The organism is Micromonospora sp. NPDC049049 (assembly GCF_040649115.1).
Classification (GTDB): domain Bacteria; phylum Actinomycetota; class Actinomycetes; order Mycobacteriales; family Micromonosporaceae; genus Micromonospora.
Genome location: NZ_JBEZEX010000004.1, coordinates 120,613 through 144,084, shown reverse-complemented (window position 1 = coordinate 144,084; position 23,472 = coordinate 120,613). Strand labels below are relative to the sequence as shown.

General features: G+C 70.3%; 29 protein-coding genes. 18 read left to right on the top strand and 11 right to left on the bottom strand.

Annotated features, from left to right (window positions below):
- The first annotated feature begins 31 nt into the window (after positions 1 to 31).
- The gene (locus AB0B68_RS06570; RefSeq protein ID WP_357258185.1) at positions 32 to 289 is read left to right on the top strand and encodes a hypothetical protein; all 258 of its coding nucleotides are present in this window, start codon (positions 32 to 34) and stop codon (positions 287 to 289) included.
- Positions 290 to 295: 6 nt separating this feature from the next.
- Here the strand turns inward: AB0B68_RS06570 and AB0B68_RS06565 are convergent, their stop codons facing one another.
- A complete protein-coding gene (locus AB0B68_RS06565; RefSeq protein ID WP_357208193.1) occupies positions 296 to 499 on the bottom strand; it encodes a hypothetical protein in 204 nt (67 codons plus the stop codon).
- Between the two features lie 202 nt (positions 500 to 701).
- Here AB0B68_RS06565 and AB0B68_RS06560 point away from each other — a divergent pair, with 202 nt between their 5' ends.
- Both AB0B68_RS06560 and AB0B68_RS06555 read left to right on the top strand, forming a co-directional pair.
- Positions 702 to 1,094, top strand: coding sequence for a YciI family protein (locus AB0B68_RS06560; protein WP_238680394.1), 393 nt, complete (start codon positions 702 to 704; stop codon positions 1,092 to 1,094).
- A 4-nt stretch (positions 1,095 to 1,098) separates the two neighbouring features.
- Positions 1,099 to 2,355, top strand: a complete 1,257-nt coding sequence (locus AB0B68_RS06555) for a DUF6596 domain-containing protein (RefSeq protein WP_357258183.1) — start codon at positions 1,099 to 1,101, stop codon at positions 2,353 to 2,355.
- 77 nt (positions 2,356 to 2,432) lie between these two features.
- Here AB0B68_RS06555 and AB0B68_RS06550 read toward each other — a convergent pair whose 3' ends face one another.
- On the bottom strand, positions 2,433 to 3,533 hold the full coding sequence (locus AB0B68_RS06550; RefSeq protein ID WP_357200401.1) for an ionic transporter y4hA: 1,101 nt from the start codon (positions 3,531 to 3,533) through the stop codon (positions 2,433 to 2,435).
- A gap of 112 nt (positions 3,534 to 3,645) precedes the next feature.
- Here AB0B68_RS06550 and AB0B68_RS06545 point away from each other — a divergent pair, with 112 nt between their 5' ends.
- Both AB0B68_RS06545 and AB0B68_RS06540 read left to right on the top strand, forming a co-directional pair.
- The gene (locus AB0B68_RS06545; protein ID WP_357200404.1) at positions 3,646 to 4,008 is read left to right on the top strand and encodes a metalloregulator ArsR/SmtB family transcription factor; all 363 of its coding nucleotides are present in this window, start codon (positions 3,646 to 3,648) and stop codon (positions 4,006 to 4,008) included.
- Positions 4,005 to 4,508 carry an SRPBCC family protein gene (locus AB0B68_RS06540; protein ID WP_357200407.1) on the top strand — a complete coding sequence of 168 codons (504 nt, stop codon included), beginning with the start codon at positions 4,005 to 4,007 and terminating at the stop codon, positions 4,506 to 4,508. The genes AB0B68_RS06545 and AB0B68_RS06540 overlap by 4 nt, the downstream gene beginning before the upstream one ends.
- Here the strand turns inward: AB0B68_RS06540 and mug are convergent.
- The gene (gene mug / locus AB0B68_RS06535; protein ID WP_357258181.1) at positions 4,505 to 5,074 is read right to left on the bottom strand and encodes a G/U mismatch-specific DNA glycosylase; all 570 of its coding nucleotides are present in this window, start codon (positions 5,072 to 5,074) and stop codon (positions 4,505 to 4,507) included. The genes AB0B68_RS06540 and mug overlap by 4 nt on opposite strands.
- Positions 5,075 to 5,136: 62 nt before the next feature.
- Between mug and AB0B68_RS06530 the strand changes: the two genes are divergently transcribed.
- The 3 genes from AB0B68_RS06530 to AB0B68_RS06520 all read left to right on the top strand — a co-directional run bounded on the left by AB0B68_RS06530 (position 5,137) and on the right by AB0B68_RS06520 (position 7,553).
- On the top strand, positions 5,137 to 5,880 hold the full coding sequence (locus AB0B68_RS06530; RefSeq protein WP_357258179.1) for a methyltransferase domain-containing protein: 744 nt from the start codon (positions 5,137 to 5,139) through the stop codon (positions 5,878 to 5,880).
- Between the two features lie 37 nt (positions 5,881 to 5,917).
- Positions 5,918 to 6,736, top strand: a complete 819-nt coding sequence (locus AB0B68_RS06525) for a type II CAAX endopeptidase family protein (RefSeq protein ID WP_357258177.1) — start codon at positions 5,918 to 5,920, stop codon at positions 6,734 to 6,736.
- Between the two features lie 103 nt (positions 6,737 to 6,839).
- Entirely contained in the window at positions 6,840 to 7,553 is a 714-nt protein-coding gene (locus AB0B68_RS06520; RefSeq protein ID WP_357258175.1) for an alpha/beta hydrolase, read from the top strand.
- 42 nt (positions 7,554 to 7,595) lie between these two features.
- Here the strand turns inward: AB0B68_RS06520 and AB0B68_RS06515 are convergent, their stop codons facing one another.
- Positions 7,596 to 7,724: a hypothetical protein gene (locus AB0B68_RS06515; RefSeq protein ID WP_357258173.1), complete on the bottom strand. Its 129-nt coding sequence runs from the start codon at positions 7,722 to 7,724 to the stop codon at positions 7,596 to 7,598.
- 315 nt (positions 7,725 to 8,039) lie between these two features.
- Between AB0B68_RS06515 and AB0B68_RS06510 the strand changes: the two genes are divergently transcribed.
- Both AB0B68_RS06510 and AB0B68_RS06505 read left to right on the top strand, forming a co-directional pair.
- A complete protein-coding gene (locus AB0B68_RS06510) occupies positions 8,040 to 9,227 on the top strand; it encodes a ThuA domain-containing protein (protein ID WP_357200425.1) in 1,188 nt (395 codons plus the stop codon).
- An 89-nt stretch (positions 9,228 to 9,316) separates the two neighbouring features.
- A complete protein-coding gene (locus tag AB0B68_RS06505; protein ID WP_357258171.1) occupies positions 9,317 to 12,151 on the top strand; it encodes a PQQ-dependent sugar dehydrogenase in 2,835 nt (944 codons plus the stop codon).
- A gap of 47 nt (positions 12,152 to 12,198) precedes the next feature.
- Here AB0B68_RS06505 and AB0B68_RS06500 read toward each other — a convergent pair whose 3' ends face one another.
- Positions 12,199 to 12,966: a helix-turn-helix transcriptional regulator gene (locus AB0B68_RS06500; RefSeq protein ID WP_357258168.1), complete on the bottom strand. Its 768-nt coding sequence runs from the start codon at positions 12,964 to 12,966 to the stop codon at positions 12,199 to 12,201.
- Positions 12,967 to 13,046: 80 nt separating this feature from the next.
- Here AB0B68_RS06500 and AB0B68_RS06495 point away from each other — a divergent pair, with 80 nt between their 5' ends.
- The gene (locus AB0B68_RS06495; RefSeq protein ID WP_357200433.1) at positions 13,047 to 13,433 is read left to right on the top strand and encodes a nuclear transport factor 2 family protein; all 387 of its coding nucleotides are present in this window, start codon (positions 13,047 to 13,049) and stop codon (positions 13,431 to 13,433) included.
- Here AB0B68_RS06495 and AB0B68_RS06490 read toward each other — a convergent pair.
- From AB0B68_RS06490 to AB0B68_RS06480, 3 genes are all read right to left on the bottom strand, one after another.
- Positions 13,430 to 14,374, bottom strand: coding sequence for an acyltransferase domain-containing protein (locus AB0B68_RS06490; protein ID WP_357258166.1), 945 nt, complete (start codon positions 14,372 to 14,374; stop codon positions 13,430 to 13,432). The genes AB0B68_RS06495 and AB0B68_RS06490 overlap by 4 nt on opposite strands.
- Before the next feature lie 29 nt (positions 14,375 to 14,403).
- Positions 14,404 to 14,988, bottom strand: coding sequence for a hypothetical protein (locus AB0B68_RS06485; protein WP_357258164.1), 585 nt, complete (start codon positions 14,986 to 14,988; stop codon positions 14,404 to 14,406).
- A 244-nt stretch (positions 14,989 to 15,232) separates the two neighbouring features.
- Positions 15,233 to 16,093, bottom strand: coding sequence for an SDR family NAD(P)-dependent oxidoreductase (locus AB0B68_RS06480; RefSeq protein WP_357200441.1), 861 nt, complete (start codon positions 16,091 to 16,093; stop codon positions 15,233 to 15,235).
- Between the two features lie 172 nt (positions 16,094 to 16,265).
- Here AB0B68_RS06480 and AB0B68_RS06475 point away from each other — a divergent pair, with 172 nt between their 5' ends.
- Positions 16,266 to 17,180 carry a helix-turn-helix transcriptional regulator gene (locus AB0B68_RS06475; RefSeq protein WP_357200444.1) on the top strand — a complete coding sequence of 305 codons (915 nt, stop codon included), beginning with the start codon at positions 16,266 to 16,268 and terminating at the stop codon, positions 17,178 to 17,180.
- Between the two features lie 59 nt (positions 17,181 to 17,239).
- Complete coding sequence (locus AB0B68_RS06470) at positions 17,240 to 18,157, top strand: NAD(P)-dependent oxidoreductase (protein ID WP_357200447.1); 918 nt, start codon at positions 17,240 to 17,242, stop codon at positions 18,155 to 18,157.
- Here AB0B68_RS06470 and AB0B68_RS06465 read toward each other — a convergent pair.
- Positions 18,125 to 19,039, bottom strand: coding sequence for a LysR substrate-binding domain-containing protein (locus AB0B68_RS06465; RefSeq protein ID WP_357258162.1), 915 nt, complete (start codon positions 19,037 to 19,039; stop codon positions 18,125 to 18,127). The two genes, AB0B68_RS06470 and AB0B68_RS06465, sit on opposite strands and share 33 nt — an antisense overlap.
- A 167-nt stretch (positions 19,040 to 19,206) precedes the next feature.
- Here AB0B68_RS06465 and AB0B68_RS06460 point away from each other — a divergent pair, with 167 nt between their 5' ends.
- Entirely contained in the window at positions 19,207 to 19,926 is a 720-nt protein-coding gene (locus tag AB0B68_RS06460) for an SDR family oxidoreductase (protein WP_357200453.1), read from the top strand.
- Between the two features lie 14 nt (positions 19,927 to 19,940).
- Here AB0B68_RS06460 and AB0B68_RS06455 read toward each other — a convergent pair whose 3' ends face one another.
- Positions 19,941 to 20,381, bottom strand: a complete 441-nt coding sequence (locus AB0B68_RS06455) for a VOC family protein (protein WP_357200456.1) — start codon at positions 20,379 to 20,381, stop codon at positions 19,941 to 19,943.
- A gap of 136 nt (positions 20,382 to 20,517) precedes the next feature.
- Between AB0B68_RS06455 and AB0B68_RS06450 the strand changes: the two genes are divergently transcribed.
- On the top strand, positions 20,518 to 21,414 hold the full coding sequence (locus AB0B68_RS06450) for an aminoglycoside phosphotransferase family protein (RefSeq protein ID WP_357200459.1): 897 nt from the start codon (positions 20,518 to 20,520) through the stop codon (positions 21,412 to 21,414).
- A 5-nt stretch (positions 21,415 to 21,419) separates the two neighbouring features.
- Here AB0B68_RS06450 and AB0B68_RS06445 read toward each other — a convergent pair whose 3' ends face one another.
- Positions 21,420 to 22,172 carry an MBL fold metallo-hydrolase gene (locus AB0B68_RS06445; protein ID WP_357258160.1) on the bottom strand — a complete coding sequence of 251 codons (753 nt, stop codon included), beginning with the start codon at positions 22,170 to 22,172 and terminating at the stop codon, positions 21,420 to 21,422.
- A gap of 191 nt (positions 22,173 to 22,363) precedes the next feature.
- Between AB0B68_RS06445 and AB0B68_RS06440 the strand changes: the two genes are divergently transcribed.
- The 3 genes from AB0B68_RS06440 to AB0B68_RS06430 all read left to right on the top strand — a co-directional run bounded on the left by AB0B68_RS06440 (position 22,364) and on the right by AB0B68_RS06430 (position 23,364).
- Positions 22,364 to 22,756, top strand: a complete 393-nt coding sequence (locus AB0B68_RS06440) for a VOC family protein (RefSeq protein WP_357200466.1) — start codon at positions 22,364 to 22,366, stop codon at positions 22,754 to 22,756.
- 87 nt (positions 22,757 to 22,843) lie between these two features.
- Positions 22,844 to 23,128 (top strand): hypothetical protein, encoded by a 285-nt coding sequence (locus tag AB0B68_RS06435; protein WP_357258158.1) that lies wholly within the window; start codon positions 22,844 to 22,846, stop codon positions 23,126 to 23,128.
- A 53-nt stretch (positions 23,129 to 23,181) separates the two neighbouring features.
- Positions 23,182 to 23,364 carry a hypothetical protein gene (locus tag AB0B68_RS06430; RefSeq protein WP_357200471.1) on the top strand — a complete coding sequence of 61 codons (183 nt, stop codon included), beginning with the start codon at positions 23,182 to 23,184 and terminating at the stop codon, positions 23,362 to 23,364.
- The last annotated feature ends 108 nt before the right edge of the window (positions 23,365 to 23,472 follow it).

The window sequence follows — 23,472 nt, the reverse complement described above, 5'->3', positions numbered from 1 at the left end:
CGTGGCACAGGGCGGCGGGTTTGCTCGGCAGTTGCGCGACGACGAGGTGCCGCCCCGGGTGGTGGCCGGCTACGCGCCCGTGCTGCTCGTGTGGTCGTCGCTGTGGCCGCACCGACCGTTGGACCGGATCAGCTTCGACCTGACGGCCGGGCAGCCCGGCGGGGACTGCGCGCTGCGCTGGACGCTCACCACCGACGGCGACCTACCAAGCGAGAGCACCCTCGGGCACCTTCGCCACCGCCTCAACTACCTGATCAGCGACCGGCTCCGCCGCTCGTACGGCCAGTAGCGTCGCTCAACCGCTCGACTCCCGACCGCGATGCCAGGTGTCACCCTGGTCACCGTGCCGCTCGGCCTCGTACCTGTGCTGCCGACTCCGAGCCTCCCGCCCAGCCGCCGGATCGCCCCCGACGTCCGCTCGCCCCCGCCGAGCCACCACGCCGTACGCCACCCCCGCCGCAACGACGAAACCCCCGACCACCACCCACACCACAGTCATGCCGCCAACCTAAGCCCCGCCCACCACCCCCGAACCCCGGTGATCATGAAGTTAGCGTCAACCCGCTCGGCGTGTCGTGACGCTAACTTCATGATCACCGATTCGGGTTGGGCTGGTGTGTCCGGAGGGCGGGGTTGGGTTCGACGTTTCGGTGGGTGCCGGGGTGGTGCCTCGCGGAGGAGGGGGAGAGATCGTGAAGTACATGATTTTGCTCTACGGGTCGCAGCAGGACTACGACGTGCTGTCGGGGCGGGCTTCGGACCGGCCGGCGATGTCGGCCGAGCAGATCGCGGCGATGCACCAGCACATGGAGACCTTTCACCAGGCGCTGGCCGAGTCCGGGGAGTTGGTCGACGCCCGAGGCCTGAGCGAGCCGGTGCACGCCCGCCGCGTCCAGGTGCGCGAGGGGGCACCAGTGGTCACCGACGGCCCGTACCCGGAGACGCAGGAGGTCCTCGCCGGTTACACCATCGTGGAGTGCGCCAGCTTCGACCGGGCCACCGAGATCGCCGCCGGCCTGGTCGACCCGGACGCCCCCGGTGGGTACGTGGACGTGCGCCCGGTGCTCGACGGTGTCGAGGACCTGGCCGGCTGACCCGGTGCCGGAGACTCCCGCCGAGGGCCTGCTGCGCGAACTGGCGCCGCAGGTCCTCGGCGCGCTGGTCCGCCGCTACGGGCACTTCGACACGGCCGAGGACGCGGTGCAGGAGGCGTTGATCGCCGCCGCGCACGGTTGGCCGCGCGACGGCGTACCGGAGAATCCGCGTGGCTGGCTGATCACCGTGGCGTCCCGCCGGCTGACCGACCTGCTGCGTCGCGAACAGGCCCGGATGCGACGGGAGGACACGGTGGCCCGGTGGGTGCTGCCGGAGCAGTGGAGCGCCCCCGCCGCCGACCGTCCGCAGGCGGACGCCGACGACACGCTCATCCTGTTGTTCCTGTGCTGCCACCCGGCGCTGTCGGCGGCGTCGCAGATCGCGCTCACCCTGCGGGCGGTGGGCGGGCTCAGCACCGCCGAGGTGGCGCGCGCGTTCCTGGTCCCGGAGGCGACAATGGCCCGGCGGATCAGTCGGGGTAAGCAGCGGATCCGTGACAGTGGGCTGCGGTTCGCGCCGCCCACCGGCCCGGAGCGCGCCGACCGGCTCGCCGCCGTGCTGCACGTCCTCTACCTGATCTTCACGGAGGGGTACGCCCGCACCGCCGGGCCCGGTCTGCTGCGCGCCGACCTGACCGCCGAGGCGATCCGGCTGACCCGGCTGGTGCGCCGGCTGGTGCCCGAGGACCCCGAGGTCACCGGGCTGCTCGCGTTGATGCTGCTCACCGACGCCCGCGCGCCGGCGCGGATCGGCCCGCACGGTGAGCTGGTGCCGATGGCCGAGCAGGACCGCTCCCGGTGGCGGGCCGACCAGATCGCCGAAGGGGTCGAGCTGATCACCGGGGCACTGCCGCGCGGGGTGGTCGGGGCGTACCAGCTCCAGGCGGCCATCGCGGCCGTGCACGACGAGGCGCCCAGCGCGGCGGCCACCGACTGGGCGCAGATCACCGCGCTGTACGAGGTGCTTCTCGGGATGTCCGACAACCCGGTGGTGGCGCTCAACCACGCGGTGGCGGTGGCCATGAGCCGGGGCGCGCCGGCCGGCTTGGCGCTGCTCGCCGACCTGGCCGACGACCCCCGTCTCGCCGACGACCCTCGACTGCCGGCCGCTCGCGCCCACCTGTGGGAGCTGGAGGGTGAACGGGTCGCCGCGCGGGAGGCGTACCGGATGGCGGCGGCGCGCTCGACGAACCTGGCGCAGCAGCGCTACCTGAACGCCCGCGCGGAGCGCCTCGCGGGCGACCCACCCCCCGCCGGCTGACCCGCACGGGCCGTGCGGGTCACGAAACGAGCCGGCGGGCCGTGCGGGTCACGGGCCGAGCTGGCGGGCCGTGCGGGTCACGGGCTGGCGGCCAGGAAGACGAAGGCCGCCATCAGCACCAGGTGTACGCCGCCCTGCAACACGTTGGCCCGGCCGGGCACCACAGTGAGGACGGCGGTCACGGCGGTGAGCGCGAGCAGCGTGAGCTGGGTGCCGCCGAGGCCGAGCAGCAGCGGGCCGTCCAGCCAGATCGAGGCGATCGCGATGGCCGGGATGGTCAGGCCGATGCTGGCCATCGCGGAGCCGAGCGCGAGGTTCAGGCTGGTCTGGACCCGGTCTCGGCGGGCGGCGCGGGCGGCGGCCAGGGTCTCCGGCAGCAGCACGAGCAGCGCGATTATCACGCCGACGAACGCGTGTGGCAGGTTCGCCGCCGCGACCCCGGCCTCGATGGTCGGGGAGACCGTCTTGGCGTCGCCGACCACCGCGACCAGCGCCACCAGCAGCAGGACCAGGCTGACCAACGCCGCGCGGGTCGTGGGCGGCTTGGCGTGCTCCTCCGTCTCGATGACCTTGCCCCGGCTGTCGACCGGCAGGAAGTAGTCGCGGTGCCGGCCGGTCTGCACGAGCACGAACAGCCCGTACAGGGCCAGCGACGCGACGGCGGCGAAGACGAGTTGGGCCGGGCTGAACTCCGGGCCGGGGCGGGCCGTGGTGAAGCTGGGGATGACCAGGCTCAGGGTGGCCAGGGTGATCACGGTGGCCAGGGCTCCGCCGGTGCCCTCCGGGTTGAACACCGCGACGCGGCGGCGCAGCGCCCCGAGCAGCAGGGACAGACCCAGTATTCCGTTACACGTGATCATGACGGCGGCGAAGACGGTGTCCCGGGCGAGTGACTGGGTCTTCTCCGGCCCGCTGATCATGAGCGTGACGATCAGGGCCACCTCGATCACGGTGACCGCGACGGCGAGCACGAGGGACCCGTACGGCTCTCCCACCCGGTGGGCGACCACCTCCGCGTGGTGCACCGCCGCGAGCACCGCGCCGCCCAGCAGCACCGCGACAACCACGATGACGGGCCCAGGCAGGCTCCGCCCCCAGGTGACCATCAATATCAGGACGGCGAGCACAGGTACGACGAACGTCCAGTCGGTCAGGCGGGAGCGAAGGAGGGCGGCCATGCCATAAAGAGTGCCAGGTCAAGTGATCATGTGCCCACCATCGACGCGGCGACATGCGGCGGTCAGTGGCCTTCACCACGCCAACCCGTAACCCATAGGTTACGCTTTCCGGGTGGACGAGGTGGCCACCGCGATCGCGGACCCGGTACGACGGCACATCCTGACCCTGCTGCGCGACGAGCCGTTGTCCGCTGGTGACATCGCCCAGCGATTCGTGATCAGCCGACCCGCGATCAGCCGCCACCTGCGGCTACTGCGCGAGAGCGGTCTGGTGCACGACGAGATGGTCGGCCGACAGAGGATCTACCGACTCGATCCGCGCCCGCTCGCCCCGCTGGTCGACTGGCTCGCCGCGCTCGCCGCCACCGACCGGTGGGAGCGGCACCTCGACGCGTTGGAGACCGAGGTCTATCGCACCCGCCGAGAGCGCCGCGGCCGCGGCCCGGCGGAGCACCGAAGGGAGCACACGGCATGACCCGCACACCCGCCGGACGCCTGTTTGACACCGACACCGGCCACGATCTCGTCCTCACCCGAACCTTCCGCGCTCCGGCAGCGGACGTCTGGGCCAGCCTGACCGAGCCCGAGCGTACGGCCCGCTGGTTCGGCCCGTGGGAGGGCGACGCCGGCCCCGGCCGGACCATCCGGGTCCAGATGGCGTACGAGGAACAGCAGCCCTGGTGCGAGATGCGCATCGACGCGTGCGAACCGCGGCAGCGCCTCGCCGTGTCGATGGTCGACGACTACGGCAGCTGGCTGCTGGAGCTGACACTGACCGAGACCGACGGCACCACCGAGCTGCGGTTCGTGCAGCACCTGAGCAGCGTGGAGGGCATCGCCGAGGTGGGCGCCGGTTGGGAGTACTACCTCGACATGCTGGTCGCCTCCCGGGACGGTTCGCCCCGCCCCGAGTTCGACGACTACCACCCGGCGATGCAGCAGTACTACCAGGGGCTGGTCGCCGCGGCCGGCTAGGGGTCGAGGGCCCGCCGCAGCCTGGCGAACTCGGCGGTCAACGCCGGCAGCGGAAAGTGCGCGTTCAGGCCGCTGGGGTTCGGCAGCACCCAGACCTGGGCCGGCCCCAGCCGCTCCGGTCGCGGGCCCAGCCCGGCCTTCGGTCGGGCGAAGGCGATGCGGTACGCGCTCACCCCGAGAATCGCCACCCAGCGCGGCCGGTAGCGCTCGGCCTTCACCGCCAGCCCAATCACCCCGGCCACCAGTTCCTCCGAGGTCAGCTCGCCGGCGCGGGCGGTGGCCCGGTTGCTCAGGCTGGTGATGCCCAGGCCCTGCCGCAGCAGCTCGTCGCGTTCCCATGAGTGCAGCTGGCGGTTGGTGAAGCCCGCCCCGTGCAGGGCCGGCCAGAATCGGCTGCCCCGGCGGGCGAACGGCTCCCCCACGGCGGCCGAGTAGAGGCCCGGGTTGAAGCCGCAGAACAGCACGCGCAGCCCGGGGCCGATGATGTCCGACAGACCCCGGCCGGCCGCCGCAGCCACCTCCTGCGGGGTCGGCCGCCGCGCCGGCCCCGGTCTCTGCGCGTCCACCCCACCGATCCTGCCGTACGCCCCGGTGCCCGACCCGGCGCACGCTTTGACACCCTCAACGGATGCAGTCAACCGACCACCTCGCCGCCAGCCGCTACGCGCGAATGCGCTGGAACACTCCACTCTCGCCGGAGCACTCCGCGTTGCTGCTGGAACGGCTCGACGTCCGGCCCGGCGCGCGTGTGCTCGACCTCGGCTGCGGCTGGGGTGAGCTGCTGCTGCGGGCGGTCGCCGCCGGTGGTGTCTCCGGCCCGGTTCCGACCCGCGGCGTCGGCGTCGACACCGATGAGGCCGCGCTCGACCGAGGGCGGCGGCTGGCCGCGGGGCGGTCGCTGAACCGGCACGTCGCCTTCGTGAGGGGGGAAGCGGCGACCTGGCAGGAGCCGGCCGACCGGGTCCTCTGCATCGGCTCTGCACACGCCTTCGGCGGCACCGAGGCCGCCCTCGACGCCCTCGCCGCCGTGGTCCGACCCGGTGGGCGGCTGCTGTTCGGCGACGCGTACTGGGAGCGGTCCCCCACGGCGGAGATCGCCGAGGTCTTCGGCCCGGAGGTTCCGACCCTGCCCGGGCTGGTCGAGGCCGCCCACCAGCGGGGCTGGCGGTTGCTGCACCTGAGCACCGCCGATCAGCGGGAGTGGGACGACTTCGAGTCCACCTGGCTCGCCGGGCGGCAGGAGTGGCTGCTGGCGTACCCGGAGGATCCCCGTGCGGCCGAGGTCCGCGCGGAGCTCGACGACCGGTTGCGCGAGTACGTCGGCGGTTACCGGGGTGTCCTCGGCCTCGGCTACCTCGTCCTCGGCCGCTGACCGTCAACAGTTGACGCCGCTGGCTAGGCTGCGCGTGGTGAGCGCCGGATCTCGCCCCGCCCTGCCGTGGCGGATCCTCGTCGTGGCCGGCGCCGCCGTGCTGGTGTGGCTGGTCCTGGGCGCTCTGCTCGGCCGGGACTACGACCGACCGGCCCATGCGATCGCGGCGGTCCTCACCACCGCTGTCGTCGTACCCCTGGTGGTCGTCGCCCGTCGTGTCCTGGACCGTCGGCCCTGGGCCGGCCTCGGGTTGCCGTCGCTGCGCGCCGGCTGGCGGCGTCTGCTGTTCGGGATGGCCTGCTGGCTCGTCCCCGCCGCGGCGGGGTTCGCGCTCTGCCTCGGTCTCGGCTGGGTGGAGATCGGTGTCCGGACGTCCGTCGGGGATGTGCTGCGGGTGGCGGCGCTGCTGGTCGTGCTGGTTTTCCTCAAGGAGGCGCTGCCGGAGGAGCTGGTCTTCCGTGGGTACCTGCAACACCACCTCGCCACCCGGCTGCCCGCCTGGCAGGCGGTCATCGGGCAGGCGGTGCTGTTCACAGTCTTCGGGTTCCTCATCGGGGCGGCCAGATCCGTCGACCGGCTGGCGCTGTTCTTCGTCTTCGCGTTGCTGTTGGGCGCCTTCCGTGCCGCCACCGGCGACATCTGGGCCGGCATCGGCCTGCACGTCGCGTTCCAGACGGTCGCTCAGCTGTTCGGCGACGTCGGGGCGGTCTTCGACGTGGTCGGCGCGAACGTCCTGGGCGTGGTGGCCATGGGGGTCGTGCCGTTCTCGGTCAGCTGGATAGTCCTGCGACACCGCTACCGCGACCACCTGAACTGGAACGCCCTCGCACCGGAGCCGGCGCGCCAGAGCGGCTGAAGCCTGGGCATTCGGCCCACCGGTCCGACCGGCGTGCGGAAGAGTGGCGGACGAGAGCTGTCGACGAGCGAGCGACGGCACGGCGTCGTGCGGAGGTTTTCGGATGAGCGACACGTCTTCGGTCAAGAGGGCCCGCAACGTCGTCCTGGTCCACGGCGCGTACGCCGACGGCTCCTCCTGGTCCGACGTCATCCCGATCCTTCAGCGGGCCGGGCTCACGGTCACCGCTGTGCAGAACCCGCTGACCTCGCTGGCCGACGACGTCGCGGCCACCAACCGCGCCCTCGACCGGCAGGACGGGCCAACGGTGCTGGCGGGCCATTCCTGGGCCGGCACGATCATCAGCGAGGCCGGCAATCATCCGACGGTTACCGCCCTGGTGTACGTCGCGGCCCGCGCGCCGGACGCCGGGGAGGACTACGCCGCGCTCGCCGCGAAGTTCCCCACGCCGCCGGCGAACGCCGGCCTCGTGCACCACGACGGGTACGCACAGTTGAGCGAGAACGCCTTCCTGAGCGACTTCGCCGGTGGTGTCGACGAGGCCCGCGCCCGCGCTCTGTACGCGGTGCAGGGGCCGATCGCCGACGACCTCTTCACGGGCCGCACGACGACGGCCGCCTGGCGGGACAGGCCCTGCTACTACTCGATCTCCACGCAGGACCGCACGACCGCGCCGGAGCTGGAGAGGTTTCTGGCCGACCGGATGAACGCCACTACCATCGAGGTCGAGTCGTCGCATCTCGCCATGGTCACCCACCCGGAGACGATCGCCGACCTCATCCTCATGGCGACCACTGGCACCCGCGGGCCCGCATAGGTGACCTGGGCCAACCGTGCCACGCCCGGTCGTCTGGGCAGGTCAGGTCAGGGCGCACGCGGATCCCTCGGTGAAGTGCGGTAGGGCACGGCAGAGGACGTCGACGAGCGCGCGGACCGGCAGCGCCATGAGTTGCCCTGCGAGGCGTTCTCGATCTTCGTCGGTGCTCATGCCACCGACCATACGTCCCACCACCACCGTGACGCGGGCCGTGCGCGGGCGCACCCGGGCCGCAAACGGTGGGGTTGACGGGGCGCATACATCGGAGGTTTACTGCGTCAGCGATACCAATCGATGAATTCTGACCGTCCACAGTGTTTCGGCGAGGTCATCGACTGTTTCCACCCCACCACTCCTCCATCACCCCACCACCCCGCAGCACCTCAGCCGAGCATCGGCGGCCCGGCTTCCGCACCACCGCCACCATGGCCCCGGCCTGCCCATGCGCACCGGCCTGAGGTCGACGCTCAGCAGAGGAGCAACACCATGCGTTCCCGTCCCCGCCTGTTGGCACTCGTCACCGGCCTGGCAGTCATGCTGGCCAGTCTGGTCGCCCTGCCGACACCCGCCTCGGCGGCGCCACTGACCAAGGTCCTGGTGTTCAGCAAGACCGCCGGCTTCCGGCACTCGTCGATCCCCAACGGCATCGCCGCGATCCAGCAGCTCGGCTCGGCCAACGGCTTCACCGTGACGTCGACCGAGGACGCTGCCCAGTTCACCACCTCCAACCTGGCCCAGTACCAGGCGGTGGTGTTCATGTCGACGACCGGCGACGTCCTCAACGCCAGCCAGCAGACGGCCTTCGAGTCGTACATCGCCGCTGGTGGCGGCTACGTCGGCGTGCACGCCGCGGCCGACACCGAGTACAGCTGGCCGTGGTACGGCCAACTGGTCGGCGCGTACTTCGACTCGCACCCGGCGATCCAGAACGCCACAGTGCGGATCGAGGACAACACCAACCCGTCGACGGCGCACCTCGGGGCCACCTGGGTCCGCTCCGACGAGTGGTACAACTACCGCACCAACCCCCGGTCCACCGCTCGGGTCCTCGCCAACCTCGACGAGTCGTCCTACAGCGGCGGCAACATGAGCGGCGACCACCCGATCACCTGGTGCAAGGCGTACGGCGGCGGACGGGCCTGGTACACCGGCCTCGGGCACACCGAGGCGTCGTACACCGACCCGAACTTCACCCGGATGCTTCTCGGTGGCCTCCAGGTCGCCGCGGGCTCCGTGACCGCCGACTGCTCGCCGCGCACGACCACCCCGCCGCCCACCGTCAGCGGTTCCACCCTGCGGGCCCGCGCCAACAACCAGTACGTCAGCGCGCCCAACTCGACCACCGCTCTGATCGCCAACAAGACCTCGGTGAACACGAGCGAGCGGTTCGACCTGGTCAACCTCGCCAACGGCAACGTGGCGCTGCGGGCGAAGAGCAACGGGCAGTACGTCGCGGCCGAGAACGCCGGGGCCGCCGCGCTGATCGCCAACCGGGGCAGCGCCGGCGCCTGGGAGACGTTCCAGCTGGTCCGCAACTCCGACGGCACGGTGAGCCTGCGGGCCACTGTGAACAGCCGGTACGTCTCCGCCGACAACGGCGGCTCCTCCCCGTTGATCGCCAACCGGACCGCCATCGGCCAGTGGGAGAAGTTCGACCTGGTCACCACCAGCTGACCTGCCTCCCCGCCCGTTCTTCACCACCCCCACCTGGTCGTGGTGCGCCCCCGCGCGCCCGCACCCCCGGTCGTCGAGAAAGGACGATCATGCTCTCGTATCCCCGGCGCTGGCCCCGGGCGCTCTTCGCGGCGGTTCTCGCTGTCGCAAGCGCGGCCCTCGCTGTGGCTGCACCGTCCACCGCGCAGGCCGCGGTGATCCCCGCCTCCGACTATCAGCAGGTCAAGCTCGCCACCGGCTCGGCCGAGCTGGGTGAGGCCATGTCCCTGGCCGTCCTGCCCAACCGCTCGGTGCTGCACACCGCCCGCAACGGTGTGCTGCGGGTGACCGACGTGGCCGGCAACACCAAGACCTCCGGCACCCTGTCGGTCTACACCCACGACGAGGAGGGCTTGCAGGGCGTCGCCGTCGACCCCGGCTTCGCCACCAACCGGTGGATCTACCTGTACTACTCGCCCACGTTGAGCACCCCGTCCGGGGACGCGCCGACCACCGGCTCGCAGTCGGACTGGGACCGGTGGAAGGGGCACCTGCGGCTGTCGCGGTTCACCCTCAACAGCGACGACACGCTCAACCTGGGCAGCGAGAAGATCGTGCTCCAGGTCGCCAACGACCGTGGGCAGTGCTGCCACGTCGGCGGCGACCTGGACTTCGACGCCGCCGGCAACCTGTACCTGACCACCGGCGACGACACCAACCCGTTCGAGTCGTCCGGCTACGCACCGCTTGACGAGCGGACCAACCGCAACCCGCAGTTCGACGCCCAGCGTACGGCGGGCAACACCAACGACCTGCGGGGCAAGCTGCTGCGGATCAAGCCGCAGTCCGACGGCACGTACACCATTCCGTCGGGCAACCTGTTCGCCCCCGGCACGGCCAACACCCGGCCGGAGATCTACGCGATGGGTCTGCGCAACCCGTTCCGGATGAGCGTCGACAAGGCCACCGGCGTCGTCTACCTCGGTGACTACGGCCCCGACGCCGGTTCCACGAACTCCAGCCGTGGCCCTTCCGGTCAGGTCGAGTTCAACCGCATCGCGTCGGCCGGCAACTACGGTTGGCCGTACTGCACCGGCAACAACACGAGCACCGAAACATACAACGAATACACCTTCCCGTCCGGGCCGTCGCAGTCCAAGTACAACTGCACGGGCGGGCCGACCAACAACTCGTTCCGCAACACCGGGCTCGGCACGCTGCCGGCGGCGAGGCAGGCCTGGATCAAGTACGCCGGCGACTCCGGTTCACCGTCGGAGTTCGGCAGCGGCTCGGAGTCGCCGATGGGCGGGCCGGTCTACCGGTACGACGCGTCGCTGAACTCCAGCATCAAGTTCCCGCAGTCGCTCAACGGTCAGTTCTTCGCCGGCGAGTACGGTCGCCGTTGGATCAAGGCCATCGCTGTCAACTCCGACGGCTCCCGCGGGGAGATCTCCAACTTCCCGTGGTCCGGCACGCAGGTCATGGACATGGCCTTCGGTCCGGACGGCGCGTTGTACGTGCTGGACTACGGCACCGGGTCGAACAACCAGGCGCTGTTCCGGATCGAGTACATCGGCGGCGGCAACCGCAATCCGATCGCGGTCGCCTCGGCGAACCCGACGTCCGGGGCCAACCCGTTGACGGTCAACTTCTCGTCGGCCGGCAGCTCGGACCCCGAGGGTGGGGCGCTGAGCTACCTGTGGACGTTCGGTGACGGCACCACGTCGACGGCGGCGAACCCGACCAAGACGTACACCACGAACGGCACGTACTCCCCCACGTTGAGGGTCACCGACCCGAATGGCTTGACCGGCACGGCGAGCTTGGTCATCACCGTGGGCAACACGGCCCCGACGGTGACGCTCACCTCGCCCGCCGACGGGCAGTTGTTCAACTTCGGTGACACCGTGTCGTACCAGATCTCGGTGAGCGACCCGCAGGACGGCACGATCGACTGTTCCAAGGTGAGCCTGACGTACGCGCTGGGCCACGACAGCCACGCCCACCAGATCACCTCGAAGAACGGGTGCAGTGGGTCGATCACCGTGCCGACCGACGGCGAGCACGACTCGGCGGCGAACATCTACGGGGTCTTCGACGCCGCCTACACCGACAACGGCGGGCTGACCACGCACAGCATCAAGACGCTGCAACCCAAGCACCGCCAGGGTGAGCACTTCGGCGCTCAGTCCGGCGTCCAGGCCACCGACCACACCAACGCCGAGGGTGGCCGCACCGCCGGATTCATCGAGAACAACGACTGGATCTCGTACCAGCCGTACAACCTGGCCAACGCCAACCGCATCACCGTGCGGGCGTCGTCGGCCGGCGCGGGCGGCACCATCGAGGTCCGAGCCGGGTCGGCCACCGGCTCCCTGCTGGGCACCGTCACGGTGCCGGTGACCGGCAACTGGGAGACGTTCGTCGATGCGTCCGCCACGATCAGCAACCCGCCCACCGCGTCGACGACGCTGTACCTGGTGTTCAAGGGTGGGTCCGGCTACCTGTTCGATGTCGACGCGTTCACCTTCGCGACCGGCACCGGTAGCACCACGCCGGTGAGCACGCTGCGGGCGCAGGTCAACAACCAGTACGTGTCGGCGGTCGGCACCACCGCGTTGATCGCCAACAAGGCCAGCGTCGGTGCGACGACCGAACAGTTCGACCGGGTGGACGCCGGCAACGGTGCCATCGCCCTGCGGTCGCGCGCCAACGGGCTCTACGTCTCGGCCGCGAACGCGGGCGCCGCAGCGTTGGTCGCCAACGCCACGTCGATCGGATCGTGGGAGACGTTCCAGCTCATCAGCAACTCGGATGGGACGGTGAGCCTGCGCGCCACGGTCAACAACCAGATCGTGTGCGCCGAGAACGCCGGGGCCGGATCCCTGATCGCCAACCGCACGTCGGTCGGGGCCTGGGAGAGGTTCATCCTGACCACCGGCTGACCGGGAATGTGCACGGGGCCCGGCCTGGTAACCGACCAGGCCGGGCCCTACCGTGTGAAGTAGGCGGCGCTCTCCGCGTCCGCGGGGTAGTAGGACTCGACGGCGATCTCCTCGATCGTGATGTCCGTCGGGGTGCCGAACGTGGTGATGGTCGAGAAGAGCCGCAGCTCTCGGTCACCGACCCGGAGGATCATCGGGAGCACCACGTCGGCGTCGAGGCGGTCGCTCGTCGGCTCCTCGGGCTGCGGGCTGAGCAGTTCCTCGTAGAGCGCGGCGAGCGCCGCGTCCGGAGCTGCGGCGAGCTGGCGTGAGATCCGGCTGCGGAACACCGCCCGCACGTCCGCCAGGTTGACGACCAGCGAGGCGAGCCCGCGCGGGTCCAGGCCGAGCCGGACCAGGTTCACCGGTGGCCGCAACAGGTCGGGGGCCACGTACGCGAAGAACGGATCGACCGCGCGGTTGGTCAGCAGGATGTTCCACCGACGGTCGAAGACCAGCGCCGGATACGGTTCGTGCGCCCGGAGCACCCTGCGGACCGCGCCGAGAGCACCCGACAGGGCGGCGTCGTCGAGCGGGCGCTGCGCGTACCGGGGCGCGAAGCCGGCGGCGAGCAACAGGTGGTTGCGATCACGCAGCGGCACGTGGAGCTGCTCGGCCAGCCGGAGGATCATGTCGGCGCTCGGCGTGGACTTGCCGGTCTCGACCAGGCTGACGTGCCGAGCCGAGACGTCGGCGGCGATCGCCAGGTCGAGTTGGCTGAGCCCTCGGCGCTTGCGCCACTGCCGCAGGAGTTCCCCGACCGCATACACGATCATGACCCTACTCATCCTCGCTCGGGACGCCATGAAGTGCGATGTCATCGACAACCATCCGGGCCGGGGAAACACTTGCGCCCATGACCACCGAGAACAAGAGCATCGTCGGACGTGCGTTGGCGGGGCTTGTCGACACCGGCGACGTCGACACGCTCGCCTCGTACCTGAGCGAGGACTTCACCCATCACCGCTCGGATTCGACGACCTCGACCAGGGCGCAGTGGCTCGCCGCGGTCAGCGCCGCGCTCGGCCCGACCACCGGCATGCGGGTCGACATCCTGCACCTGCTGGCCGACGGTGACCACGTCGTGGTGCACTCGCGACGCCGACTCCCCGACGGAGGGCCGGAGATCGTGGTGGTCGACGTCCTGCGGATCGCCGACGGATTGATCGCGCAGGTGTGGGAAGTCATCGAACCGGCGGCCCAGGCCGCCGCCAACGACGCGTGGTGGGACGCGGATGCCTAGATCGGAAAGCGGCCGTGGCGCCAGTGCCAGTGGCCGCCGGCCCGCAGGTGGTCGATGATCGCGCGCTGGAGCACAGTGCGGCGCGGCAGCTCGTCGAGCGGCGTGGTCAGGGTCCGGAACCCGAACCGCAGGACCTCGATGTCGGCGTCCGGCCCCGCGGACTCGTCGTAGGGCTCCAACTCGAACCGGCGCTGGAACCGCACGATGTTGGAGTCCTCGGGGAGGTACTCCCGCAGCTGTGGGTCGAGCAGCCACGACGCGCAGGAGAACGCGGTGTAGCGCTCGTCGGGAAAGTGCCGGGGAAAGAACGCGCGGGCCTCGTCGAGGGACGACGCCACCGCCTCCGGAGTCAACGGCCCCGAATCGGGGACGTGCAGCCCGATCGCGCCGTCACCGCGCTGGTGCTGTAGCCGGCCCAGCTCATACACGCTGCCGCGCGAGTGAAGCGTCAGCCAGCTCTGCATGATCGGCCAGCCCTCGCCGCGCATCCGTCGGTCGATGGCGAGGTTGCGGCCCAGGTCAGCCAGGGTCACCCAGGTCACGGCGTCGGGGATGCCGTGGTCGCTGTGGTACCCGCGCACCACGTCGACAAGGGCCAGGTACGCGTACACGTAGAGGTGCCGCCAGGCAGGCCCGCGCTCCCGGGGCAGCTCCGGACCGGGCGGAAGCCAGTCGTAGCCCGCGAGGTCGGCGCGGACCAGGGCGATCGAGCGGTCGAGCAACCAGCGCAGCTCCGGAGTCCACAGGGCGGAGCCGGGGTCGGGCCAGCCCGCCAGGATCTCGGCGGCGTCGTCCGGCGGCACGGTGAGCCGGTCGAGGATCGCGGGTGCGTCGGCCTTGGCCGGCAACGGAGCTGACGGCCCGTCACCGGCGAGCCGGTGCACGCGGTCGACGTCCTCGACGGGCACTCCGAGCCGGCCGGCGATGTCGTCGGAATTCACGCCGACGACCCTACCGGCGCGCGAGCGTTTCAGGAGTCCGCCGGAACTCCGGCGTCGAGCTGCCCGATCATCGGTGCGAGGAGGTCGTTGAGTTCCCGGGCCAGCACCGCCACGGCCCGGCGCGCCGCCGCGGCAACCTCGTCGTCCGGGCCGTCGGGCGTCGGCGGCAGGTCGTCGAGCGGGATCGGCGCCTCCACCTGGAGCAGCGCGCGCAGATGCGGGCGGCGCGTCTGGTCCTGCTCGGTGGGTGTGGTGAACTGGCCGAACAGCCGGGGCCAGTCCTGCCAACCACGGTCGCGCTGCCACTGCTTGGTCCAGGTCAGCTCGGCCGGCCAGCGGGAGGCCACTGTCACCGCGCAGACCAGGCTGCCGTCCCACGGGCTACGCGCGCAGGTCGCCGAGATGATCCGGCGGTGCCAGCGCACGAAACCCGGCGACAGCTCGGTGGCCAGCCGCCAGGCGGTCACCGCGAACGTCACGGGCGCGAAGTCACCCCAGGTGTCGGCGAACTCGTCGATCCGGCGAAACACCTCGGCCTCATACCGGCCACGCCCGTCGGTGCCGTGCTCGCGGTCGAACTGCTCGTCCAGCCAGAAGGCGCGCGGATCCGGCATCCTCAACCCCCGTTTGTGAGAAGTTCTCGGACACACGGTGGCGCATCCCGCGGTCAGGCAACCGTCACTGACCGTGCACGACACGCCCACTGTAGACCCTCCGCCCGAGCCTAACGTCTGCGGGAGGGCGTCGAAGCGCATCGGCTCCGACCATCAACGTCAGGCTCGTCACCGGCTGAACGGCGCCGGGCCCGGCCTGGATGGTGAGACCAGGCCGGGCAACACCAGATGGCAACCGAGGTCCTCAGCTGTGCTGCGGGATGTCCGTCGTGTACGCCAGCTCGCGGCCCGCCTCCACGTCGGAGGTCAGCGCATCGATCCGGGCCTTGGCCAGGGAGTAGGAGTCCGAGCCGAGTAGCTGGTGCAGAGGGGCCTCACCCGAGACGGCCACCTCGATGATGGCGGTCGCGGCACGGGCCGGGTCACCGAGCTGGGTGCCCGGCATGGCCAGGTGCGCCTCGGTCATCTCCCGGATCGACTCGTAGCCGGACACGGTGGTCGGCGGCAGGCCAAGGGAGTGCGTACGCAGAAAATCGGTCCGCATGTAGCCGGGCTCCACGAGGTTGACCTGCACGCCGAAATCACCGACTTCCGCAGCCAGTGACTCGGTCAGCCCTTCCAGGGCGTACTTTCCGGCGCAGTAGAGACCCCAGCCCGGGAAGGAGGTCAGACCGAGGATCGAGGAGATGTTGATGATGTGACCACTGCGCTGGGCGCGCAGGGACGGCAGCACCGCACGAAGAACGTTCCAGAGTCCAAAGATCTGCACGTCGAACATCAGCCGGACGTCGGCGTCGGTGACCTCCTCGACGGCGGCGAGGAAGCCGTAGCCGGCGTTGTTCACGACCACGTCGATCGCGCCGAAACGGTCGGTGGTGGAACGGATCGCCGCCGCGACCGCCGGCTCGTCCGCGAGGTTCAGCTCGAGTGGCAGCAGCCGGGCCCGGTCCACGGATCCCAGCGCCGCGTCGAGACGCTCAGCCGACCTGGTCGTCGCCGCGACGTTGTCACCGCGCTCGAGGATCTGCTTGACCAACTCCAGGCCGAGGCCCCTGGAGGTCCCCGTGACGAACCAGGTGGCGGGTCGGGTGGTGGGGTACGACATCAGTGTTCTCCTTGTGACTGGAGTGGCAGCGCTGTGCCCTGCCGGGAACGCATTCCATGCTGCTGTCGGGCGGGCGGGCCGAACACGTCTGGCCAGGCCCGGCCGTACCTGGGAACGCCATGCCCACCCAGCCCTCTGGGCGCGGGCCGCCGCGCGCGCCATCATTGGCGACATGGTGCGACGCACAGAACTGGCCGACTTCCTGCGGAAATGTCGGGCTGACACGACGCCGGAGGCGGCGGGAATCCTCCCGCTGTCGGGGCGACGCGTCCGCGGCCTGCGCCGGGAGGAGGTAGCTCAGCTCGCCGGGGTGAGCGTCGACTACTACACCCGTCTCGAACAGGGCCGGCACAGCAGTCCGTCGGAGGCGGTCATCGACGCGTTGGGCCGTGTCTTCCACCTCGACGCGGCCGCCCGGGCTCACCTTGTCGACCTGGCCCGGCCGGCCCGGCACCGCACCGGGCAGGTGCCGGCCCAGCGGGTCCGGCCGGCGATGCACCAGTTGATCGCCTCGATGGTCGACCACCCGGCTTTCATCGTCGGGCGCCGCACCGACATCCTCGCGTCGAACCTGCTGGCCCGCGCCCTCCTCACCGACTGGACCCAACTGCCACCCCGCCAGCGCAACTACACGCGCTGGGTCCTCCTCGACCCCGGCGCCCGCGAGGTCTACCCCGAATGGGCCACCGTGGCGGCTGACGTCGTGGGCACGCTGCGCCTCTACGCCGGCCGGAACCCCGACGACCCGCAGCTCAATGAACTCGTCGGCGAGCTGACCATCAAGAGCCCGCAGTTCCGTACGTGGTGGCACAACCACCGGGTGCACGAGCGGACCCACGGCACCAAGCACATGGTCCACCCCGCGGTGGGTCCGATGACCATCCGATACGAGGCGCTGGCACTACCCGGCGACGACGACCAGACGCTCTTCATCTACACCACGGATCCCGGCAGCAGCTCACACGACAACCTGCGCCTGCTCGCGCTCTGGGCGGCACAGCAGCGGTACGCCCCAACGACCGGCGCATCCACTGCCGCTCCCGCCCAGATCCAGGACACCCCGACCAGGTCTCCGGGCTCGGCCTGAATCCGACGGGCGTCGATCCCCCCTTGACAATCGGTGGTCTCCACCATGGACGATTCAGCGTGCGAATTCTTGTGGTGGGTGGCAGTGGCCTGATCGGTGCCCATGTCGTGGACGTCCTGCGGGAGCGTGGTCACGCCGCTACCACAGTGGCGCGTACCGCCCAGCCGGGCATTGACCACCTACTCGACGTCGGGTCCGCCCCGATCGACGAACTGCGGGCGCTGCTCGCCGGTCACGACGGCGTCGTCTACGCCACCCGCACCGACGAGCAACGGCCGCTACCCAAGCCGATCTATCCCGAGTTCCGCCGAGACAACGTCGACCCGGTGGTACGCCTGTTCACCGCCGCCCGCCTCGAAGGTCTCACCCGGGGCGTCGTGATGGGCTCCTACTACACCTACTTCGACCGGCTGCACCCCCAGTGGCGCCTCGCCGAACGGCACACGTACATCCGCTGCCGCCTGGAACAGGCCCGGGAGGGGCGGACGGCGGCCGGCGAGGGCCTGCCTGTCGCCGTACTGGAACTGCCCTTCGTCTTCGGTAGGGCCGGCGACCGGCTGCCCAACTGGGCCGGTCCGCTGGACCGGTGGGCCCGCTCGCGTACCCCGTTGGTCGCCCCGACCGGCGGCAGCGCCGCGGCCTCCGCGCGCAGCGTGGCCGACGTCGCGGTCGACGCCCTGGAGCAGGCCAGCGGCGCGGACCTCCCGGTCGCCGACGAGAACCTCACCTGGCACGACATGATCGCCCGCATCGCCGCGGCGGTGGGCCGGCCCCGCCGGGTCGGTCGCCTGCCGGCCGGCGCGGCGCGGGCCGCGCTGCGACTCGGCGGCGCGGCGCAGGCCCTCGGCCGCAAGGAGTCGGGCATCAACCCCAGCCACCTCCCCGACCTGCTGCTCGCCGACCTGTTCATCGAACCGACCACCGGCCGGTCGCTGGACCCGGCCCTACGTGAGACCTTCCCGATCCGCGCCACCTGACCCCTCGCGGGGTCGACAGTGACCGGCCTGCTGGGCCGCAATCTCGACGAACTCCTGCACCAGCGGAGACCGGTTGTCCTCGGCCCACGCCAGACACACCTGGTTGGGGCCGAGGTCGGCGACGGGCACGTGGCCGACGTCCGGTCTCGTGTAGAAAGTCGCCGTCGACAGCGGCAGGATCACCATCCCGGCGTACGCGGCGACATGTTCCAGCTTCTCCTCGACGGAGTTCAGCTCGGGCCGAGGTCGGGGATCGGGGTCGGTGGGACGGTTCGGCAGGTCCCGCCACTCCGGCACCGCGTCCGGGTCCTGCAAGAGCCGTTCCTCGATCAGCTCGGCGAGGTCGACCGACTCCTTGCCGGCCAGCCGGTGATCGGTGGGTAGGACGACGACCCGGGGTTCGGTGAACAGTGGCCGCAGGCACAGCCCGCTCTGGTCGACCGGAAGCCGAACGTAACTGACGTCCGCGCGGCCCTCGCGGACGATGTCGGCCTGGTCGTCCCAGGACGTACGGACGACGTTGACGGCCAGGTCGGGGTGCCGCTGGCCGATGGCGCGGGCCTCGGCGGTGACGAGAAGGCCGGGCATGAACGCGATGGTGAACGTCGGCCGGCCGTGCGCGGCCCGCTGCACCCGCCGCCGCAGGGCGTCGGCCGAGGCGAGCAGCGGACGGGCGTCGGTCAGCAATTGACGTCCGGCCTCGGTCAGCACCGTGGAGCGGCGGTCCCGAACGAAGAGCGTGGCGCGCAGTTCGTGCTCGAAGGCCCGGATCTGACGCGACAGGACCGGCTGAGCGATGTGCAGCCGGGCGGCAGCCCGACCGAAGTGCAGCTCCTCAGCGACCGCCACGAAGTAGCGGAGCTTGCGCAGATCGACGTCCACCCTGCCCCCGTCCGGTTGCCGCTCCGGGCGGTTCCATGATACCGCTGGGTATGAATGGAGTGATACCCAACGGGCATTACAAGAGGTGAAAGAGGTCTTGGACGCGAGCGTGCCCGGCGGCGCACGGTGGTAACCGTCTCCACCACACGATCCGGAAGGACACGATCATGACCCTCATCGACCAGCGCGTCGTCGTACTTGGCGGAACCTCGGGGATCGGCCTCGCCACCGCCGCCCGTGCCGCCCGCGAGGGCGCCCAGGTCGTGGTCGCCTCCAGCAACCAGCGCAGCGTGGACCGCGCCCTGACAACCCTGCCGACCACCACCCAGGGGTACGTCGCCAACCTCACCGACCCGGACGCCGTGTCCCGGCTGTTCCACGGTCTCGGCTCGTTCGACCACCTCGTCTACACCGCCGGCGAACCCCTCGCGCTGATGTCCGTCGACGCCCTCGACCTCACCGCCGCCCGGGCCGCCTTCGACCTGCGCTACTTCGGCTCCCTGTCGGCAGTCAACGCGGCACTGCCGTACCTGCGCCCCGGCGGGTCGATCACCCTCACCACCGGCACCGCCAACCACCGACCCAGTGCCGGCTGGTCCGTCGCGGCCAGCATCACCGGGGCGATCGACGCGTTGGTCCGCGCGCTCGCCGTCGAACTCGCCCCGATCCGGGTCAACGCCGTCTCCGCCGGGGTGATCCGCTCGCCGCTCTGGGACTCCCTGCCCACCGAAACCCGGGAGCAGATGTACGCGCAGCTCAGCGAGTCGCTTCCGCTCGGCCGGGTGGGCGAGCCCGAGGAGGTCGCCGAGGCGTTCGTCTACCTCCTGCGGGCGACCTACGCCACCGGCACGGTGGTGACCGTGGACGGCGGCACCCTGGTCTCCTGAGCCGGCCGCACCCGTCAGCGGAGTTGTTCGGCCAGGCCGACGATGATGCCTTCGGGGCCCCGGACGTAGCAGAGCCGGAAGATGTCCTCGTACCGCTCGACCTCCCCGACGAGTTCCGCGCCGTGGCCCCGCAGCCGGGTGATCACGTCGTCGATGTCGTCGACGGCGAACATGATGCGTCGAATGCCGAGCGTGTTCGCCGGCGTGTTCTTCGGTTCCGCCCTGATCGCCGCCGGTCGGTGGAACATCGCCAGCTCGACCTTGCCGTGGCCGTCCGGGGTCCGCAGCATCGCCACCTCCTGCCGGACGTCGTCGATCCCGATCACACGCTCCACCCAGCGCCCCTCGACCGGCCCCCGACCCTCCATCTCCATGCCGAGCTCGACGAAAAACCCGATGACGGCGTCAAGGTCCTCGACAACGATGAGGACGTTGTCCATCCGCTGGATCGCCATGCTGGATCTCCCTGGTCTGGTGCGGTCACCGTTGCCGCTCCTCCCTGAGACGGAGCCACTTCAGCGTCCTCGACATCCGGGCTGACCAACTGTGCGATGTGTGCCGTCCCGCCGACCAGAACCGGAGATCTTCCGCATGGCCATGCACGACGATGAGCTAGCCCTCACCGATGACGTCGTCCGCGAGCTGATATCGGATCAGTTCCCTCGGTGGGAGACGGCACCGGTCCGGCGCGTCGCGTCGAACGGCACCGTGAACGCCATCTTCCGCATCGGCGACGACGCGGCGGCCCGGTTCCTGCTGCGGCCACGCGATGTCGCCGTGGCCGCCGAGCTCCTCCAGAGGGAGGCCGAAGCCTCCCGACGCTTCGCCGAACACAGCCCATTCCCGGCTCCCCGGCCCATCGCGATCGGCAACCCCGGGAAGGACTACCCCCTGCCGTGGTCGGTGCAGTCGTGGGTACCGGGAAGCATCGCCCCCGTCGACATCGACGGGTCCGTGGAACTCGCCCGTGACCTGGCGTACCTGATCAGCGCGCTTCGGGCCACCGACACCCAGGGCCGCCGCTTTCAGGGCGACAACCGTGGTGGCGACCTACCCGACCACGACGAGTGGGTCGAGGAATGTTTCGGAAAGAGCGAGGGCCTGCTCGACGTCCCGACGCTTCGGCGTCTGTGGAGTCACTTCCGGGAACTGCCGCGCACGTCGGCCGACGTCATGTCCCATGGCGACCTGCAGCCGCTGAACGTCCTGGTAGCCGACGGCCGGCTGGTGGGTGTGCTCGACACCGGCGACTTCGCGCCGGCCGATCCCGCCCTTGATGCCATGTGTGGCTGGTACTTCTTCGACGATGCGTCCCGAGCGGTGTTCCGTGACAAGCTGGGTTGCGACGAGCTGGAGTGGGAGCGCAGCAAGGCATGGAGCTTCCAACAGGCTCTCGGTGCCATCTGGTACTACGTCGAGACCAACCCCGTCATGTACCAGATGGGCCGTCTCGTCCTTGACCGGGTCGTGGCGAACACGAAGGTCTGAGGCGGTCAGTTGGCTGGGGTCCCCAGCATCACTGTGAGTCCTTCCTGAGCCGCCAGTACGGCGCCCTCGAACTCCGCCTGCGCCGCCGCCACTGCGGCTGCCCGGTCATTGCCTGGCCAGAAGTGGGTGAGCATCAGGCGGCGGGCACCCGCCAGGCGAGCTGACCGACCGGCCTCGGTGGAGGTCATCAGGTTTCGGGTGGGACGGCTGGTCTCGCCGTCGTGGTCCGTCGCCTCGACGATGAACAGGTCGGCGTCGCGGCCCAGTTCGGCAAGCGCGGGAGTCGGCCCAGTGTCCCCGGAGTAGGCCACGGCGATTCCGTCGGCCACAAGCCGGATGCCGGCGTTGGGCACGAAGTGCGGCAGAGACAGCCCGGTCAGGTCGAACGGCCCGACCCGGTAGCTGCCGGGTAGTGGGTGCAGATCGAACACCGTGCGCAGGTCGACATCGGGCTCCAGGCCGCTGAGCCGGTCGAGCACGCCGGGCGGGCAGAACAACGGCAGCCGTGGGCCGCCGGGCTGACCGTAGAACCGCATCCTGAACGGACCGTGCAGGTCGACGCAGTGATCCGGATGCTCATGGGTGATGACGACGGCGTCCACCGCACCATCGGGCCAGTGCCTGAGCAATCGCGGCAGTGTGGCGTAGCCCAGGTCGAGCACCACGCGGTAGCCGTCCCAGTCCACAGCGAAGCCGCTACAGGCACGGCCTGGCTCGGGAAAGGCGCCGGAACTGCCGAGCACTGTGACCTGTCGCATTCGCACAGCTTGTCATCGCCTCAGGTGGGATGGGCACCGCTGGTAGGGATGCCGCCCGCGGCTAGATCAGCGTGCTCGACCACCGTGTGCGTTAGGTTACGTCGTTCAGTTTGTCGAGCGCGCCGTCGTGCTGGTCGTCGTATCAGTGCGGGCGCGCCTAGCAACGGCCGGCACGGGCCACAGGAGGCGACATGTCCGACGAGATCAGGCTCAGCGCGGTCACCCTGGACTGCCCGGACGCCGTCGCCTTGGCGCAGTTCTACGCCAGCATCACCGGCGGAACCCTGACACACGCCGGGGACGGCTGGGCATGCGTGCTGAGCCCGGCCGGGCGGATCAACTTCCAGACTGTGCCCGGATACACGCCACCCACCTGGCCCGACCCCACCTCGTCGATCATGATGCATCTCGACTTCATGGTCGTGGACCGAGACGCCGCCGAGGCCCGCGTGCTCGCTGCCGGAGCGACAAAGTACGAGTTCCAGCCCAACAGCGAACAGTGTTACGTCTACGCCGACCCGGCGGGCCACCCGTTCTGCCTGACCACCTGGGAGGCCACGGCTACACCAACTCAGCTCGCCTGACCGAGCGGCTCGGTGAGGCCCTGGCCGCCGAGTTGCCCGCGCTCCCCCATGTACAAAGCCAGGTCCCGGTGCAGCAGCATGAACGTTATGGATCCGGAGACCGCGCGCCAACGGCGGCACCAGGAGCACGTGGCATCCTGGCTCCAGCTCATCGCCACTCTCCGGACTGAGGGCTGGGAGGCGTATCTGACCTGCACGGCAGCCCCAGTGCAGGTGGAGGGCACCCTGCCGAACGGTGAGCGCTTCTACTTCCGCGCCCGCCACAGCGACGTGTCGCTGGGCATCGGAAGCGACGACCCCGCCGACATCCCCGAGTGGGAAGAGAGCGAATCGCACACGGAAGCCAGCTGGCTGCCAGCAGGCAATGGCTAGACCATTATCAGACGGCTTGCTTTCCGCTACGCCCAACAGAGCAATCCGACTGAGTGAGTGCCAGCCTGCGTCGACCGGGCTTCACTCTGCGGACCCACGCGCATCTCCTGCCGACCAGCGAGGACCGCGCGCGCGAGGCCAGCGATGCGGCCTTCGGCGAGGACCAGGCCGCCGAGGACATTCCGGAAGCCCTCGACGGCCTGATCATGGTCCAGCGACCCTCAGGATGGCCGTAATTGCAGGTCAACGACCTGCGCCCGTTAGTTGGCGTTGTATTGATCGAGGGGAGAACATGGTCGATCAACACGGACAAGATGCCGCCTAAGCTGCCCGTTCATTCGTGG

Coding starts and splice junctions, on each gene's coding strand:
- AB0B68_RS06485 (WP_357258164.1), bottom strand. CDS start 14,988: ATGCCGGATCCGCGCGCCTTCTGGCTGGACGAGCAGTTCGACCGCGAG.
- AB0B68_RS06500 (WP_357258168.1), bottom strand. CDS start 12,966: ATGATCGTGTATGCGGTCGGGGAACTCCTGCGGCAGTGGCGCAAGCGC.
- AB0B68_RS06550 (WP_357200401.1), bottom strand. CDS start 3,533: ATGGCCGCCCTCCTTCGCTCCCGCCTGACCGACTGGACGTTCGTCGTA.
- AB0B68_RS06495 (WP_357200433.1), top strand. CDS start 13,047: ATGACCACCGAGAACAAGAGCATCGTCGGACGTGCGTTGGCGGGGCTT.
- AB0B68_RS06480 (WP_357200441.1), bottom strand. CDS start 16,093: ATGTCGTACCCCACCACCCGACCCGCCACCTGGTTCGTCACGGGGACC.
- AB0B68_RS06520 (WP_357258175.1), top strand. CDS start 6,840: ATGAGCGACACGTCTTCGGTCAAGAGGGCCCGCAACGTCGTCCTGGTC.
- AB0B68_RS06530 (WP_357258179.1), top strand. CDS start 5,137: ATGCAGTCAACCGACCACCTCGCCGCCAGCCGCTACGCGCGAATGCGC.
- AB0B68_RS06565 (WP_357208193.1), bottom strand. CDS start 499: ATGACTGTGGTGTGGGTGGTGGTCGGGGGTTTCGTCGTTGCGGCGGGG.
- AB0B68_RS06460 (WP_357200453.1), top strand. CDS start 19,207: ATGACCCTCATCGACCAGCGCGTCGTCGTACTTGGCGGAACCTCGGGG.
- AB0B68_RS06455 (WP_357200456.1), bottom strand. CDS start 20,381: ATGGCGATCCAGCGGATGGACAACGTCCTCATCGTTGTCGAGGACCTT.
- AB0B68_RS06435 (WP_357258158.1), top strand. CDS start 22,844: ATGGATCCGGAGACCGCGCGCCAACGGCGGCACCAGGAGCACGTGGCA.
- AB0B68_RS06510 (WP_357200425.1), top strand. CDS start 8,040: ATGCGTTCCCGTCCCCGCCTGTTGGCACTCGTCACCGGCCTGGCAGTC.
- AB0B68_RS06515 (WP_357258173.1), bottom strand. CDS start 7,724: ATGAGCACCGACGAAGATCGAGAACGCCTCGCAGGGCAACTCATGGCG.
- AB0B68_RS06440 (WP_357200466.1), top strand. CDS start 22,364: ATGTCCGACGAGATCAGGCTCAGCGCGGTCACCCTGGACTGCCCGGAC.
- AB0B68_RS06505 (WP_357258171.1), top strand. CDS start 9,317: ATGCTCTCGTATCCCCGGCGCTGGCCCCGGGCGCTCTTCGCGGCGGTT.
- AB0B68_RS06540 (WP_357200407.1), top strand. CDS start 4,005: ATGACCCGCACACCCGCCGGACGCCTGTTTGACACCGACACCGGCCAC.
- AB0B68_RS06445 (WP_357258160.1), bottom strand. CDS start 22,172: ATGCGACAGGTCACAGTGCTCGGCAGTTCCGGCGCCTTTCCCGAGCCA.
- AB0B68_RS06560 (WP_238680394.1), top strand. CDS start 702: ATGATTTTGCTCTACGGGTCGCAGCAGGACTACGACGTGCTGTCGGGG.
- AB0B68_RS06450 (WP_357200459.1), top strand. CDS start 20,518: ATGGCCATGCACGACGATGAGCTAGCCCTCACCGATGACGTCGTCCGC.
- AB0B68_RS06475 (WP_357200444.1), top strand. CDS start 16,266: ATGGTGCGACGCACAGAACTGGCCGACTTCCTGCGGAAATGTCGGGCT.